The organism is Xanthomonas hortorum, assembly GCF_040279205.1.
Lineage (GTDB): Bacteria > Pseudomonadota > Gammaproteobacteria > Xanthomonadales > Xanthomonadaceae > Xanthomonas > Xanthomonas hortorum_F.
Genome location: NZ_JBEOLS010000002.1, coordinates 94,936 through 110,997, shown reverse-complemented (window position 1 = coordinate 110,997; position 16,062 = coordinate 94,936). Strand labels below are relative to the sequence as shown.

The following is a 16,062-nucleotide window of genomic DNA, read 5'->3' as shown; positions in this document are numbered from 1 at the left end:
GTCGCAGGAACACTCGCTTCACCCCTTCACACTCCCCAGCAGAAGACCTTGGATGTAGTAACGCTGCAGCGCGACGAACAATAGCAGCACCGGAATCACCGTCACCACCGCGCCGGCCATCATCAATTCCACGTCCATGATGTGCTCGCGCGACAGCGCCGCCAGCGCCACCGGCAAGGTGTATTGCTCTTGGTCGGTCAGCACGATCAGCGGCCACATGAAATCGTTCCACGAGCCCATGAAGGTGAAGATGGTCAAGGTGACCAGCACCGGCTTGAGCATCGGCAGCACGATCTGGAAGAAGATGCGCATCTCGCTGGCGCCATCGATGCGCGCCGCTTCGATCAGCTCATCGGGAATGCTGCGCGCGTACTGGCGCACCAGAAAGATGCCGAACACCGTCGCCAACGCCGGCACCACCACCCCGCCGATGTTGTTGACCAGATGCAACTGCTTCATCAGCAGGAACAATGGCAGCATCGCCACCTGCGCCGGGATCACCAGCGCGGCCATCAGGATCTTGAAGATGCGCTCGCGGCCGACGAACTGCAGCTTGGCGAACGCATAACCGGCCATGGTGTTGATCAGCAACGAGCCGAGCGTGATCAGCCCGGACACCATCAGGCTGTTGGCGAAGTTGCGCGCCATGCCGGTGCGCGCGAACAGCTCGTGGTAGTTGGCGGTGGTGAACGCCGAGGGCAGCATCGGCGGCGGAAAGCGGCTGGCCTCGCCGGTGGGCATGAACGACACCGACAGCATCCACAGCAGCGGCGCCAGGCTGACCAGCGCCAGCAGCAGCAGGCCACCGTTGATCAGCAAGCCATTCCAGCGCGATTGGCCGACATCACGACTCATATCAAATCCCTCTTGCGGCCAAAGCGCAGCATCACGGTGGTCACCGCCAGGATGATCAGGAACAACAGGAACGCCACCGCCGACGCGCGGCCGAGGTTCCACCACTTGAAGCCTTCCTCGAACATGAAATACAGCACGCTCACGGTGCTTTGCAGTGGGTCGCCGCGGGTCATCACATAGGGCTCGGCAAACAGCTGGAAGTAGCCGGAGATGGTGATCACCCCGACCACCATCAGCACCGGGCCGAGCATCGGCAAGGTGATGTGCAGGAACTGCTTCCAGCGCGAGGCGCCATCGATGCGCGCGGCTTCATACAGGTCCTGCGGAATCGCCTGCAGCCCGGCCAGGAAGATCACCATGTTGTAGCCGAAGTTCTTCCACACCGCGAACAGCATGATGGTCGGCATCGCCCAGCGCGGGTCGCCCAGCCAGTCGATCGGGGCGATACCCAGATGGCTCAGACCGAAGTTCACCAGGCCGTACTTGATGTGGAACAGGTAGCGCCAGATCACCGCCACCGCCACCAGCGTGGTCACCACCGGGGCGAACAACGCGGTGCGGAACACCGCCTTGAAGCGCGAGGCCTTGGCGTTGAGCAACAAGGCCGCGCCCAGCGACACGCCGATCGACATCGGCACGCCCAGCAGCACGAAATACGTGGTGTTCCACAACGATTTCCAGAACAGCGGCGTCTGCAGCAGTTCGATGTAATTGCCCAGGCCGACGAAGCGCAGATGGCTGCTGTCGGCCAGCGCGTACAGGTCGAAGTCGGTGACGCTGAGCACCAGCGCGGCGAACACCGGCACGCCGAAGAACATGCCCAGCACCAGGATCGAGGGCGCGGCAAACACCCAGCCGGCGACGGAATTGCGCTTCATCATCGTGCTGCCTCCTTGTCCGCTGCTGCAGCTGGCGCGGCGGCCGGCGTCACGACGGGCGCTGCGACCGGGGCAGCGGCAGGTTGGGCCGATTCACCTGCCGGACCGACATGCCCGCCCTCCTGTTCGAAGATCCAGCGGCGCTTGGCCAGAATCTCGTCCACGCGTTTATCCAGTTCCTGCACGGCGGCCTCGTGCGATTGGCCGCCACGCACCACGCGCTCGGTCACCAGGCGCATTTCCTGCACGATGCGCTCCCACTCCAGCACCTTGGGCGTGGCCTTGACCCGCTCCAGCTGGTCGCCGAAGGCATGCGCCAGTTCGTCGTTGGCCAGCGAGGGCAACTTCCAGGTGCTGCGACGCGGCGGCAGGTCGCCGATGATGGCGTGGAAGCGCGCCTGCACCTGCGGCTGCGACAAGTATTCGATCAGCTTCCAGCTGGCGTCCTTGTGCTGGGACGACTTGAAGATCACCAGGCTGGAACCGCCGGCAATGCCGGCACCCAAACCGTTCGGACCCGGCAACGGCGCGGTGCCCCACTTGCCTTCCATGCCCGGCGGCTGGCGCAACTTGAACTCGCGCACGTTCCACGGGCCGGACAGATAAAACGCGTAATAGCCGTTGAAGAATTCGTACCAGACATTGGAGACCTGGGTCTCGGAGACCTTCGGCGCCCAGCCTTTTTGATACATGTTGTCGTAGAAGCCCAGCGCCTTGCGGAAGCCTTCGCCACGGAAGTTGCCGTAGTTGTCGTGGTCGCGCAGCAGGCGGTCGTCCTGTTGCAGCGCGAACGAGAGCTGCTGCTCGAATTCGTTGAGCGGCATCAGGATGGCGTAGCGGTCGGGGCCGACCTTGCGCTTGATCGCCGCCATCACCTGTTCCATCCCGGCCCAGGTCTTGGGCATCTCGTCATAGCCGGCTTCGCGCAGCAGATCCTTGCGATAGAACAGCAGCCGCGTGTCCACATACCACGGCACCCCATACAAGGTGCCGTCGACCAGATTGGTGTCCCACACGCCCGGGAAGTAATCCTGCGGGTCGACGATCTTGGAGCGCGCCACGTACGGCTGCATCGGTTCCAGCGTGTCGAGCAAGGCGAACTCCGGCAGCCAGGTGTTGCCGAGCTGGCACACGTCCGGCAAGCCATCCGCAGCGAAGGCGGTGAGCAGTTTTTCGTGCGCCGCCGTCATCGGAATGTTCTGCACATCCACCCGGATGTCCGGGTTCTGCTTCTCGAACTCGGTCACCAACTCGGCGACCACCTCGGCCTCCTTGCCCATGGCCCAGAAGCGCACGGTGGTCTTGGCCGGGTCGGCGCGGTCGCATCCCGCCGCACCTGCACACAGGGCGGCGGCCAGTATCAACAATTTCAAAAGGCGCACGGATTACTCGGGTTTGGGGCGTTGCGTGGAGTTTTGCCGCTGCGATGGGTCCTGCTGGGCCTGGGCGGCGGCGGCGCGCGACTCGGCCATACCCAGCGAGCGGGCAGCGGCTGCCTGCTCGTCCTTCTTGGGCAACGGCTGCGGCTCGCCTTCGGGGGTGAGCCAACCGCCGGTGAAGCCGGCACGTTCCAGACCGGCGCGGATGTAGGGGTTCTTCTTCATCACCGTCCAGACGAATTCGTTCTGGTAGTTGGCGATCATTGCCAGGATCGGGCCCTGGTCGATGGCGATGTAGTCGCTGGCCACCCAGCCGCGGTCCGGCACCATGCGCCCGGTCTTGAGCGGGATGTCGTAGTTGAAGCTGGGGTTGAACGAATCCAGAAAGCCGTAGCTGGAATACAGGAAGTCGCCGTAGCGCTTGTGCATTTCTTCGGCCGCCGGAATCACCACCTCGGGCGCGAACACGATCGAGGAGATCGCCGCCGATGGCACGATGGTGCCGTCGTCGAAGTTCTCGCGCAGGCCGGCGCCGCGCGAGGAGTAATGGCGGAACTGACGCTGCTCGCCACGGTATTCCTGGCTGGTGTTCTGCGGGCCGTCGCCGGCGGTCAGGCCCCAGACGTTCTCGCCGTAGTCCTTCCACTTCATCGGATTGTCGATGGCGTAGTCGCGCTGGGCCAGCGTGGCGCGGCGGCTGTTGAGGAAGTAGTCGATGCCGCGCTCGCGCATGTACTGGTCCTGGATATCGCGGAAGTCGATCCAGACATGGCTGTATTGGTGACCGAACAGCGGGCCGAAGGACAGATATTCCTGACCCTGGTAGACGCCCCAGTCGTTGTTGTAGGTGCGGGTCCAGCTGGTCCATGCCTCGGCATCGACACCGTGGGTGGGCGAGCCGAGCGCGAGGATGTACAGCATCATCGCTTCGTTGTAGCCCATCCAGTCGTGGTCGATGAAGCCGCTCTCGGGGAACCAGCCCATCGAGATCAGCGGTGCACGCTGCTGCAGCCAGCGCCAATCGACGCGCTTGTACAGCGTGTCGGCGATCTGGCGGATCTCTTTCTCGCGCGGGTCCTCGCCGTCGTAATACGACTGGGTGAACAACACGCCCATCATCAGCAGCGCGGTGTCCACGCTCGACAGCTCGACCCAGCTGTCGTAACGGTTGCCCTGCTGCATGTCCAGGAAATGGTAGTAGAAGCCCTTGTAACCGGCCCTACCGGTCCGCTGCGGCCCCATTGGCGCATCGCGGAAGAATTTGAGTGTGGTCAGGGTGCGGTCGATCGCCTGATTGCGACTGACCCAGCCGTTCTCGATGCCGATCGGGTACGCGGTCAGCGCGAACCCCACCGAGGCGATGCTGGCGAACGGACGTGACGGAAACCGGTCCGGCGACAGCCCATTGAGTTCGTTGGTGGTGTCCCAGAAAAACTGGAAAGTGCGGCGCTCGATGTCCGAGAACAGCGGCGGCAGCGCGGGTTTGACCGGCTTGGGTGGCAGCTGCGCTTCCACCAGGATGACTTTCACCGGCGCCTTCTTTTCGGCCACTTTGGGTTCCTCGGCCTGCTTGCAGGACGCCAGCACCAGCGCACCCAGCAATAGTGGAATCGTCAACCAATACGAAGTCCTGCCCCTGTTCATCCGCCCCCCACGTGTGTAATCGATTACATCTCGCACGCCAACCTACCCTATCCAAGCGCCGAGTTCGACCGCCCCGGCAACTGCCGGGGCGGTCGAGTACCTCACCAGTTCAGGCCGAAGGCCAGACGGAAGGTACGCATCGGCGACGCCAGCACACCGGTCGGGGTGCCGTAAGCCGTGTTCAAGTCTCCGAGTGTCCCGGTCTCGCCGTTAAAGTTGGCGTAGTTCACCCAATTGAACACGTTGAGGATATCCGCACGCACGTTGAATTTGACACCTGCGCCGGTATCCCACTCTTTATTGGCGGCGATGCTGAACTCCTTGTAGCCCAACGTGCCGTCCGGCTTGAACTGCACGATGTAGCACTGGTCGTTGCCGGCCAGGCAGTTCTGCCCATAACGCGCGGTCTGGCTGGCCAGCGACAGCTTGCCGGACAGCTTGATCTCGTACGGCAGCTCGTAGATGCCGGTGACCACCAGGCGATTCTTCGGAATGCCGCCGGCCTCGCGCCAGCCGTAGTCCTCGATGCGTTCGCGATCCAGGGCGTAATGCTCGCCAAACTGGCGGTTCTCCTTGGCATCGGAATAGGTGTAGGCCACCGTCAGGCCCCAGCCGGACTCCTCGTCGAACGGCTTCTCGACCTGCAGGGCGAGCTGGTTGTTGCGGGTTTCAACGCCGTTGGTCCCCAGCACGATGGCGCTGTAGCCATCCGGGCCGTCGGTCGGCGAGCCGGAGGTGGTACCCGGCTGGAAGAACGACCCGTCCGGCAGACGGTTGCCGCGCACGAACGCGAAGCCGTCATGGCTTTCGATGCGGCTCAGGGTCACGTCGGTGAACCAGTCCTGGCCCCACAGCGGCACCATGTTGCGCATGCCGATGCTGAATTGATCCGAGTACGGGGTCTTGATGTTGTTGTCGATCAGGTAGACCTCGCGACCGCCGCCGCCACTGCTGGTCGCCGCCAGTGCATCGAGACCTTCCTGGGTGTTGTAGGCCGGATTCCAGGCCACGCACGGGTCGCCCAGGCAGGCTTGGCTATTCTGGTTGTTGGGGTTGGTGAAGTAATAGCTGTAGGACTTGAACGAGTTGTTGAGCTGCTCGAGCGCCAGATAGTCGAAGATGTTGCGGTCGTAGGCACGGCCGGCACCACCGTAGATCACGTGGGCCTGATCGCCGAACAGGTCATAGGAAGCACCCAGGCGCGGCTGCCAGGCGTTCTTGAACGCCTTGCGGTTGTTGCCGGTGCTGATGAAGTTGTTGATGTCGTAGTTGGCGTTCTGCAGGTTGGGCCAGTTCTGCAGCGCACCGGCGACGTCGGACGGGGTCACGAAGTCCAGGAACGCCGGGGTTTCTTCGTAGTCATAGCGCACGCCCAGGTTCAGGGTCCAGTGCTCGTTGACCTCCCAGTCGTCCTGCAGGTAGATGCCGTACTGCTTGTTCTTGGACACCACCGAACCGCCACCTTCGACCAGCGGCGCACCGAAGCGCACCCGGTACGGCGTTTCGAGATCGCCGAGGATGTTGTAGTAGTACTGCGGGTTGGCCGGATTGAACTGGGTGGAATCCAGATCGATGCTCTTGAACTTCACGCCCATCTTGACGGTGTGCGCGCCGTGCCATTCCAGGCTGTTGAGGGTCAGGTCGTCCTGGAAGGTCCAGCCCTTCTGGCCCTTGCGCTGGAAGCTGCTGCCGGCGCCGGCGGACAGCACTTCGTCCTCGATGCCGCGCACTGGCGCATAACTCAGCACATAGCCGGTGCCGTTGTTGATCGGCGCCTGGTTCCAGAACGCGCTTTCGTAGCTGAGGTTGGCTTCGTTGAGGAAGTTGGCACCGCTGTATTGCCAACGCAGGTTGGCGCGCTTTTCTTCCTGGCCGTTGATGCTGCCGTGCTCGAGGGTCGAGGTGCCGCCGACGTCGTTGAGCTCGTCTTCCTTGCGGTACTTGCCGCTCAGCTCGAACAGGTTGTTGTCGCCGATGGTCCAGTCGATCTTGGCGAAGTACAGGTCTTCCTTGAACGGGGTGCTGTAGGTGGCCACCAGCGGCTGCAGCTGCGCGGGCAGCTGGTCGATGCGGTCGGAATAGATCGAGCCGGGGATCACCACATTCGGGGTGGTGTATTCCTTGGCCTCATAGGCGATGAAGAAATGCGCCTTGTCCTTGAGGATCGGGCCGCTGAAGGTCGCGCCGTACTGGGTCTCTTCGAAGTCGTCGCGCACGCCGGCACGCTTTTCCAGCGGGCTCTCTTCGCGCCAGCCGTCGTTGCTGGTGTCCCAGAAGAAGCTGCCATGGAAATCGTTGGTACCGGACTTGGACGAGGCCACGATGGCCGCGCCGCTGACCTGGTCGAACTCGGCCTTGTAGTTCGAAGTGATGACCTTGTACTCGCCGATCGCCGACTGCGGGAACGGGTTGCCGCGGCTGGAATCCTGGCCGCTGACGCCGCCGGTCAGCACGTAGTTCTTCTGGCTCACGCCGTCGATGTAGACGTTGGTGCCTTCGGCCGAGGTGGCGCCCGAACGGACCTTGGTGGTGCCGTTGGCATCGCGGGTGAACTGCACGTTCGGCACGGTGTCGGCCAGTTCCAGGAAGTTGCGCGTGGCACGCGGCAGGTTCTGGATCTGCACGTTGGAGATATACGTGGCGTTCTCGGAGGTGCGGGTTTCCACCAAGACTGGCGGGGCCTTCACCTGCACCGCATCCAGCGTGGTGGCGTTACCACCGTCGGCCGTGGCGGGTTCGCCGCCGACGCCCAGGTTCAGCGTGGCGGTCTGGCCGACCTGCACGGTGACGTTCTGCGAGGTGGTCTGGCCGTTGGCGGTGACGTCCAGGCGGTACGAACCCGGCGGCAGGCCGCCGAGCGAATAGCCGCCGTTGCTGACCTGCACGCTGCGGGTCAGACCGGTGGCCAGGTTGGTGGCGGTGACCTGTGCCTGGGTAGCAGGTGCGGAGTCGACTGTGACCTGGCCGCGGATGGTCGCGGCAGCACTCTGCGCGAAGGCCGGTGCGGCGCCCAGCAGCAGGCAACTGGCCAGGGCGCAGCTGAGCAGCTTGCGCGCCGGACTGGCGGAATAGGGGTTGTGGTGGCGCATTGGTCCCTCCAGGGATCGGTACAGAGTGTTGTTGTGGCGTTGCGGTCTTGCAGGAACGACCGCTGCGGGGGCAGCGGGAGCGGACAGAACGTCCGCGAAGAGGTCAGTGGCCAGACAAAGATCAGGGCCGAATGGATCAGCAGCGAATGGAGTCAGAGGCCAGGCTCGCCGGCACCGCAGGAGGCGCGGATCACCAGCTCTGGCGTCAGCAACTGGCGGATGCCGTCGTCGTCGCCGGTCTGGTCGACCAGCCGCATCAGCCGGGTCATCGCCTGCCCGCCCAGGTGCGCGATGCTGACCCGCATCGTGGTCAGTGCCGGATGGACGAAACGGGCCAGCGGAATATCGTCGAAGCCCGCCAGAGCCACATCGCCAGGCACCGAGACATCGGCCTGCGCAAACGCGTACAGGCAGCCCAGCGCGGTCATGTCGTTGGCGGCGAACACCGCATCCGGCAACGTGCCGTCGGCCAGCATCGCCAGCCCGGCGCGGTGACCGGAGGCCTCGTCGAAATCGCCCGGATATTCCAGACCCTGTGCTTGATCGCCATGCGCGGCGATCGCATCGCGGAACCCGCGCAGGCGTTCGCGCGCATCGAAATTGAGCGCCGGCCCGCCGATGAAGGCGATGCGCCGATGGCCGGCGCGCAGTAGATGCTCGGTCATCGCCATGGCGCCGGCATGGTCGTCGATGCTCAGCACCGGGTAATCGGCGCCGGGAAGATGCGCGTTGATCAACACCGTCGGCAGCGCCTGCGGCAGGTTGTCGGTGAGAAAACCCGGCTGCTCGGCGTAGGGAGACAGCACCAGCAAGCCGTCCACGCGTCCGCGCATGGACTGCAACGCCCTGCCCTGCGCTTCCGGGTCGCCGTGATAGCTGGACACCAGCAGGTGCTGGCCAGCGGCGCGCGCCGCACCATCGATGCCGCGGATCAGTTCGGAAAAGAATTCGCCGTACAGATCCGGCAGCACCACGCCCAGGGTCTGGGTGCGTCGGCTGCTGAGGCTGCGCGCCGCCGCATGCGGGCTGTAGCGCAACCGTGCGGCCACTTCCTGCACCAACTGGCGCACCGGCCCGGCGACGTTTTCGTGCCCATTGAGCGCACGCGACACCGTTGCGACGGAGACCTGTGCTTCCCGAGCGACATCTTTGATGGTGACCGCACCATTGGCCATTCGTGTCGCCCTCCGCGACCGAGTTCCCAAAACTGGCGCGGACTGTAAGCGTTTTCATATGAGGGCGTAAACCCCCATCTTCACATCAATGAAAACGCTTACAGATCAAATAGCTGCAGGTGATGAATAGGTGAAAGATTGTGCTGCGTCGCAACAATCCCGCACTGTCGTGTCCACAAGCGAACCACAACGTGGATCACGGTTGGGGCAGTTTGTCCGCCATGTCGGAGGACAGTCGACCCCGTAGGAGCGCACCTGGGCACGACGGGCCTTACCGATAACCCCTGTTGCGCCCAGGTGCGCTCCTACGACGGCGATCAAGCGAGTGCGCAGAGCGCTCACCTCCTGCTTCGCCTACCCGGCCTCACTAGGCGCAAACGCCTCGATCGACAAGGCATGGATATCGGTCTGCATCATCTCGCCGACTGCGGCATACACGGCGCGGTGGCGCGCCAGAGGCGCCTTTCCAACGAACGCGGCACTGACCACGCGCACATTGAAATGCCCGCGCCCATCGCGCGCACCGGCATGCCCGGCGTGGCGATGGCTGTCGTCCACCACCTCCAGCTCGCTCGGCGCCAGGGCCATCTGCAATGCGGTGCGGATCCGCTCGACCCGGCTCATGGCAGCACCCGCCGGAACGGGCGGACCTCGGTGCGCACATACACGCCCGCCGCCACATACGGATCGGCATCGGCCCAGGCGCGGGCCTGTTCCAGCGATTCGAATTCGGCGATGACCACGCTGCCGCTGAAACCGGCCGGACCCGGATCCTCGGCATCGATGGCCGGGCATGGGCCCGCCACCAGCAAGCGGCCGGACGCCGCAAGCGCCTGCAAACGTGCCAGATGCGCCGGTCGCGCCTGCTGCCGCGCGGCCAGTGCGTCGGCCTGGTCATACCCTTCGATTACGTACCACACACGCCACCTCGCCAAAGACTTGAAGATCACTGCCGGAGATTCTAGCCGTGTCAGCGCTGGACACCGCCCCCGCGCACGCATTACCCTTGGCACCACTGCACACGCAACCGGACGCAGCGGCCCGTCGGCCCAGGCCCCACGCCTCACTCGACGACCGATTCGCTGTCTACCACCGGCCCGTGTAGACGACCTCCTCGCTGTTCCGTCGCCGCATGCCACGTGGCGCCTGCTTTCATGTGGATTGGCGTATGTGGATTTGTGGGATCGTGCCGGCACAGGCGCGACATTAGATTGTAATTACTCAAGGCAAAGCCCTGCAGGCGCGGCTCAGACCGCGGCCGGCGACCGTAACACCCGATGTCGACCTGATGAATTCCGAACTCGCGCACGACGCGAATCCGCCAGCCACAAGCGCGCCGCCACAGCAGCAGGAAATGCCGCTGGCGGTGGTGCATGGGCAACCGGTGCTGCAGATCCCGCAGGATCTGTATATTCCGCCGGACGCGCTGGAAGTCATCCTGGATGCCTTCGAAGGCCCGCTGGATCTGCTGCTGTATCTGATCCGCCGCCAGAATCTGGACATTCTGGATATTCCCGTTGCCGAGATCACCCGGCAGTACGTGGACTACATCAATGTGATGCAGGAGCTGCGCTTCGAACTGGCGGCCGAATATCTGGTGATGGCCGCGATCCTGGCCGAGATCAAATCGCGCATGCTGTTACCGCGCCCGCCCAGCCAGGAAGGCGAAGAAAACGATCCGCGTGCCGAGTTGGTACGCCGGTTGCAGGAATACGAACGCTTCAAACAGGCGGCCGAGGATCTGGACACCCTGCCCCGCATGGGCCGCGACAGTGCGCCGGTGCAGGCGCATCTGCCCGAGCGCGCCGCGGTCAAGCTGCCGCCGCCGGTGGAACTGAAAGAAATGCTGATGGCGCTGTACGACGTGCTCAAGCGCGCCGAACTGTTCACCGGCCATGCGATCAAGCGCGAGGCGCTGAGTGTGCGCCAGCGCATGGGCGATGTGCTGAGCCGTCTGGACAATGGCAAGTTTTACCGTTTCGAATCGCTGTTCACTGCCGAAGAAGGCAAGCTCGGCGTGCTGGTCACCTTTTTGGCGCTGCTCGAATTGGCCAAGGAGCAGTTGCTGGACATCGTGCAGGAAGCGCCGCTGGCGCCGATCTACGTGAAGTCGCTGGCGTTGGGCAATACCAATGCGCCGTTGCAATTCTCCAGCGAATTCGACGACAGCGATGCCGCCAACGAACCTATCTGAAGCCGATCACCGAATGGATCAAGCGTTGATCACCCGCATTATCGAAGCCGCCCTGTTGGCGAGCAGCCAGCCGCTGACGCTGGCGCAGCTGCAGGGGCTGTTTCCGGAAGAAGAACCGGCGCCGCCTGGCAGCGTCGAGCGCGCGCTGGAACGGTTGCGCGAGGGCTGCGCCGACCGCGGCGTGGAACTGGTCGAGGTGGCCTCGGGCTTCCGCTTCCAGGTCAAGGCCGACGTGCATGGCTGGGTTGCCCGGCTGTGGACCGAGCGCCGCACCAAGTACACCCGCGCCACGCTGGAAACCCTGGCGCTGATCGCCTACCGGCAACCGATCACCCGCGGCGAGATCGAGCAGGTGCGCGGCGTGGCGGTCAGCAGCAACATCATCCAGGCCCTGGAAGAACGCGAATGGATCCGCGTGGTAGGCCACCGCGACGTGCCCGGCAAGCCGGCCCTGTTCGGCACCACCAAGGGGTTTCTGGACTACTTCGGGCTAAAGCGATTGGACGAGCTGCCGCCATTGTCTGAGTTGAAGGACATCGCCGAGCTGGAACCGCAGTTGCCGCTGGACCGCGATGGTCAGCTGGATGGCGCAGTGCCGGCATCGGTGGCGATGGATGCAGCGCTGGGTGAGACGGATGCCGATGCGGCGGACGCGGACTCAGAGGGCGATAGCACCGATGCCCAATTGGATGAAGAAACACACGACTCCGGCGATGCAGACAACGCCGCCGACCCGATCGACGCAACACCGCAACACTCCGAGCATGCCTCGGCGCAGGAACAGAACACGTTGGACCCAGACGACGCCCGTGAGGGCGCCCCCGACACCGCGCCGGGCACGCGCGCGGATGCAGTGAACGAAGACGAAGACAACGCCGTCGCGACGACGACCGTGGCTGTTGACGAAGCCGATTCCGACCCAGAGGCCGACCCGCAACGCGTCGGCCGGAGCCAGACACATGAGTGACACCCCCCGCAAGCTGTCGTTGAACAAACTCTCCCTCAAGCGCGACAGCGCGCCCGAAGCGCCCAAGCTGGAAGAGCGCCTGCACAAGGTGCTGGCCCAGGCCGGCCTGGGGTCGCGCCGCGCGCTGGAACAGCGCATTGCCGATGGCCTGATCAAGGTCAATGGCGCCGTCGCGCAGACCGGCATGTCGGTGCGCAGCGGCGACAAGATCGAGCTGGACGGCCGCAGTTTCGTCGCCAGCGCGCTGACCGAACCTTCGCGCGTGCTGATCTACAACAAGCCCGAAGGCGAAGTGACCACGCGCGAAGATCCCGAAGGCCGCCCGACCGTGTTCGAGTCGCTGCCGGCATTGAAGGGCTCGCGCTGGATCGCGATCGGCCGCCTGGATATCAACACCACCGGCCTGCTGCTGCTGACCACCGACGGTGAGTTGGCCAACGCGATGATGCATCCCTCTTACGAGGTCGAACGCGAATACGTGGTGCGCGTGCGCGCGCCGGAAGGCGAGGACAAGGTCTCCGACGCCATCATCGAGCGCCTGTCGCGCGGTGTGCTGCTGGAAGACGGCGGCGCCAAGTTCGACGAAATCGAACGCATCGGCGGCACCGACTCGCACGACTGGTTCCGCGTGGTGGTCAAGGAAGGCCGCAATCGTGAAGTGCGCCGCCTGTGGGAGTCGCAAGGCTGCCAGGTCAGCCGCCTCAAGCGCAGCCGCTACGGCAAGATCTCGCTGCCGCGCGAGTTGCTGCGTGGGCAGTCGGTCGAAGTGGCGCAGGAAAAGGTCGACGCCCTGCGCGCCGAACTCAAGCTGGAAGAAGGCGCACCGTCGGCACTGACGCTGCAGCCGGTGATCGGCCAGCGCCGTGCGGCCAAGTCCACCGTGCACGTCTCGCGCGATGGTCGCAGCAACGCCTACGTCAACGGCCAGACTTCCGGCGCAGACGAAGGCCGCGAGCTGCGTCGCTTCGATAACCCGCGCGACGATCGTGGCGGCCGTGGTCGCGGCAAGCCCGGCGGTTTCAAGGGTGGCCTGACGGTCAGCGGCGAAGCGGCCGCGCGGCAGTCGCAGCAGCGCCCGTTCAAGCCGCGCGCGCCGGGCAAGGGCGATCGCGCGTTGCCGGACGGCAATCCGGCCGCGTTCCGCAGCTGGTATGTGCCCGATGGCGTGAGCACCGGCCCGAGCGGCCACCGCAACGCCGGCCCCAGCGGTCCCGGCACCGGCCAGGCACGTCCGTATGCGAAGAAGGGTCCGGGCGGCGCGCGTCCAGGTGCAGGCGGTCAGGGCCAGGGTCAAGGCCGTGGCGGTGCTGGCGGCGGTGGACAAGGCCAGTCGCAGGGTCAAGGCCAGGGTCAGCGCAAGCATCCGTACGGTCACCCGGGCAACGCACCGAGCTTCCCGTCCGACCACGCCAACCCGGGCTTCAGCCCGTATGGCGCGGCACGTCCGGCAGCTGGTCGCCCGACCGGCGCACGTGCAGGCGGCCCCGGCGGCAACCGTGGACCGGGCGGTAATCGTGGTCCCGGTGGCCCGGGCGGCGCTCCACGTGGCCCAGGTGGTCCGGGTGGTCGTCCCCCGGGTGGCGGTAACCGTCGGCCACCAGGTGGCGGCAATCGCGGTCGCTAAGCTACAAGACGCGCAATAAAAAAACGGCCCTGCGAAGGGCCGTTTTTCGTTTTCGCTTGGATCATGTCCGCTTGAATCACGCGATACATCGAAGTAAGCGCGAAGACATTAACTGTGGCTCGCACCAGCGAACCGGCACACCAGCTTTAGAGCGGCCAACAAAATGACTGCGCCTACCGCTAAGGCGGGCGCGCCCAATTTGGGTTTTCCATCAGCACACGATCATATTGCCAGGTGCGATGTCCTCACCGCTTGCGGGACCGTGTGGCGGCATGGATGCCGCCACCGAGCCTACATGGACGTACTTGCGGCGTGTCCTGCAAGCGGTGAGGGCATCGCGCCCTCGACTAACCAAGCTTTTTGACTCCATCTAAATGCGGCTAATACTCGACATTTCGATTGTCTTCTCTTGTCTTGGAGTGGAAAGTGCGGATAGATCACTTGCAGAGCGGCTTATCTGCGGCTTGGCTGCAGGGTCCTTGCCCGCCCACCGTCGCGGGACACGCTGCAAGTACTTCCATGTAAGCTCTTATGCGGCATCCATGCCGCATAAGGTCCCGCGCCGGTGGGCGGGCAAGGACCAGTCGAGAATGTCGGTGTGCATGTGCGAGCAGTGCATGCCGCGCGGGCATCCGAACTAGTTGCCGGTTTGATCAAGTCCATTCGATCCGAGCAATGTCGCTTCCAGCCCGACATCATTCCACTCGTCAATCAAGGCGAGTGTGGCCAATACGTTGTCGCCATCGCTACACGTTCCAGAGGCTTTGTTAACCACTCTTGGTAACAAAGCCTCTCGCGTACAGACTGCGCTTGTGGAGTGCAGTGCCGTCTTCAGCGCGATCTGCTGCGTCTTACTTGAGACGCTCGATCACGAAGTTGCCTACATTGACGCCCAGATCCACGCCCTCGCCCGTTCCGGCCAGGGCCAGCGAAATGTCGCCCTTGGTGACGACCTGTGCGGTGCTGGATTTGACGATGCCGGCGTGCGCTTCGGCCGCCGCGTAGGTGCCGAGCAGATCATTGAGGCTGTAGGCGCCGCTGAAGGTGCCGCGGCCGCCGGTGATCTTGGACTTGCCGACCGTCAGACCACCGCCCTTGCTGGAGATCTTGACCGGAATCACTGCACCGTTGTCGCAGGTGATGGTGCCGGTGCCGCTGGCGGTCTTGTAGAACACCGACCAGCCTTCCAGATTGAACGACAGTTTGCAGTCGATGTTGCCTGCAGCCTGGGCCTGCGGTGCGAGTGCGGCAGCGCCCAGCAGCGCGAAAAGAGAAAGCGACTTGATCATGTGGGCATTCCGGTTGATGAACGTGGCGCCGAGCCTAGCAGCGCCGGCGTGGCAGTCGCGACAACTTCCGGGCATCGCACAGGCGACCGTTCAGCGAATGATTGCCGCTGCCGCCAGGCGTGCCTGGTGATGCAGGAAGCGCCTTGCGCATGGGATGATCGCGGCATGTTACGCACCGCTCACGTCACCCTGTTGACCGCCCTGCTGTTGCCATCTGTGGCCATTGCCCGTGAGGCCATTCCGACCCAGCGCTACACCGTGGTGAAGACCTATCCGCACGACACCGCCGCGTTCACCGAGGGCCTGTTCTATCTGGACGGGTATCTGTACGAAAGCACCGGGGAACTTGGCCGTTCCAGCGTACGCAAGGTCGAGCTGGACACCGGCCGTGTGCTGCAGCAAGCCACGACACCGCCGCCCTACTTCGGCGAAGGCATCGTGGCCTGGCGCGACACGCTGATTCAACTGACCTGGCGCAATCAGCAGGGCTTTGTCTACGACCTGGCCACCCTGACGCCGCGCACGCGTTTTGCGTATTCCGGCGAGGGCTGGGCGCTGACCAGCGATGCCAGCAGCCTGTACATGAGCGATGGCAGCGCCACCATCCGCCGCCTCGATCCGGAGACGCTGCAACAGGTCGGCAGTATCAAGGTCACCGCCAGCGGCAGGCCACTGGACAACCTCAACGAGCTGGAATGGGTGAAAGGCGAGTTGTTGGCAAACGTCTGGCTGACCACGCGCATCGCACGCATCGACCCGGCCAGCGGCAAGGTGGTCGGCTGGATCGATCTGAAGGCACTGGTGCCGGATGACCAGACACTGACGGATCCGGGCAACGATGTGCTCAACGGCATCGCCTATGACGCCAAGCACGATCGCCTGTTCGTGACCGGCAAGCATTGGCCGAAGCTTTACGAAATTCGGCTGGCTGAGTAGCCGGGATTGGGGATTGGGGATTGGATATTCGG

Annotated in this window: 13 protein-coding genes; 4 read left to right on the top strand and 9 right to left on the bottom strand. The window is 64.2% G+C overall.

Annotation, left to right across the window (positions count from 1 at the left end; genetic code table 11):
- Nucleotides 1-18: 18 nt before the first annotated feature.
- The 8 genes from ABS769_RS01425 to ABS769_RS01390 form a co-directional block, all read right to left on the bottom strand.
- Entirely contained in the window at nt 19-855 is an 837-nt protein-coding gene (locus tag ABS769_RS01425; protein ID WP_317060983.1) for a carbohydrate ABC transporter permease, read from the bottom strand.
- Nucleotides 852-1,736, bottom strand: a complete 885-nt coding sequence (locus tag ABS769_RS01420) for a carbohydrate ABC transporter permease (RefSeq protein ID WP_006451816.1) — start codon at nt 1,734-1,736, stop codon at nt 852-854. Before ABS769_RS01420 ends, ABS769_RS01425 begins: the two co-directional genes overlap by 4 nt.
- Nucleotides 1,733-3,115: a sugar ABC transporter substrate-binding protein gene (locus tag ABS769_RS01415; protein WP_317060984.1), complete on the bottom strand. Its 1,383-nt coding sequence runs from the start codon at nt 3,113-3,115 to the stop codon at nt 1,733-1,735. The genes ABS769_RS01420 and ABS769_RS01415 overlap by 4 nt, the downstream gene beginning before the upstream one ends.
- A gap of 3 nt (nt 3,116-3,118) precedes the next feature.
- A complete protein-coding gene (locus ABS769_RS01410) occupies nt 3,119-4,756 on the bottom strand; it encodes a glucoamylase family protein (protein ID WP_317060985.1) in 1,638 nt (545 codons plus the stop codon).
- Nucleotides 4,757-4,857: 101 nt separating this feature from the next.
- On the bottom strand, nt 4,858-7,845 hold the full coding sequence (locus tag ABS769_RS01405; RefSeq protein WP_317060986.1) for a TonB-dependent receptor: 2,988 nt from the start codon (nt 7,843-7,845) through the stop codon (nt 4,858-4,860).
- A gap of 152 nt (nt 7,846-7,997) precedes the next feature.
- Nucleotides 7,998-9,020, bottom strand: a complete 1,023-nt coding sequence (locus tag ABS769_RS01400) for a LacI family DNA-binding transcriptional regulator (protein WP_317060987.1) — start codon at nt 9,018-9,020, stop codon at nt 7,998-8,000.
- Nucleotides 9,021-9,374: 354 nt separating this feature from the next.
- Complete coding sequence (locus tag ABS769_RS01395; RefSeq protein ID WP_317060988.1) at nt 9,375-9,644, bottom strand: BolA family protein; 270 nt, start codon at nt 9,642-9,644, stop codon at nt 9,375-9,377.
- Entirely contained in the window at nt 9,641-9,940 is a 300-nt protein-coding gene (locus ABS769_RS01390; protein ID WP_176339860.1) for a YciI family protein, read from the bottom strand. Before ABS769_RS01390 ends, ABS769_RS01395 begins: the two co-directional genes overlap by 4 nt.
- Before the next feature lie 368 nt (nt 9,941-10,308).
- Between ABS769_RS01390 and ABS769_RS01385 the strand changes: the two genes are divergently transcribed.
- Genes ABS769_RS01385 through ABS769_RS01375 form a run of 3 tightly spaced genes read left to right on the top strand, consistent with a single transcriptional unit; the run spans nt 10,309 to nt 13,805 of the window.
- A complete protein-coding gene (locus ABS769_RS01385; RefSeq protein WP_317060989.1) occupies nt 10,309-11,214 on the top strand; it encodes a segregation and condensation protein A in 906 nt (301 codons plus the stop codon).
- Nucleotides 11,215-11,227: 13 nt separating this feature from the next.
- Nucleotides 11,228-12,181: an SMC-Scp complex subunit ScpB gene (gene scpB / locus ABS769_RS01380; RefSeq protein ID WP_350498046.1), complete on the top strand. Its 954-nt coding sequence runs from the start codon at nt 11,228-11,230 to the stop codon at nt 12,179-12,181.
- Nucleotides 12,174-13,805: a pseudouridine synthase gene (locus tag ABS769_RS01375; RefSeq protein WP_317060991.1), complete on the top strand. Its 1,632-nt coding sequence runs from the start codon at nt 12,174-12,176 to the stop codon at nt 13,803-13,805. The genes scpB and ABS769_RS01375 overlap by 8 nt, the downstream gene beginning before the upstream one ends.
- An 851-nt stretch (nt 13,806-14,656) precedes the next feature.
- On the opposite strand, the gene ABS769_RS01370 is transcribed toward ABS769_RS01375, so the two are convergent.
- The gene (locus ABS769_RS01370) at nt 14,657-15,094 is read right to left on the bottom strand and encodes a hypothetical protein (RefSeq protein ID WP_317060992.1); all 438 of its coding nucleotides are present in this window, start codon (nt 15,092-15,094) and stop codon (nt 14,657-14,659) included.
- Between the two features lie 165 nt (nt 15,095-15,259).
- Here ABS769_RS01370 and ABS769_RS01365 point away from each other — a divergent pair, with 165 nt between their 5' ends.
- Nucleotides 15,260-16,030: a glutaminyl-peptide cyclotransferase gene (locus ABS769_RS01365; RefSeq protein WP_317060993.1), complete on the top strand. Its 771-nt coding sequence runs from the start codon at nt 15,260-15,262 to the stop codon at nt 16,028-16,030.
- Nucleotides 16,031-16,062 lie beyond the last annotated feature (32 nt).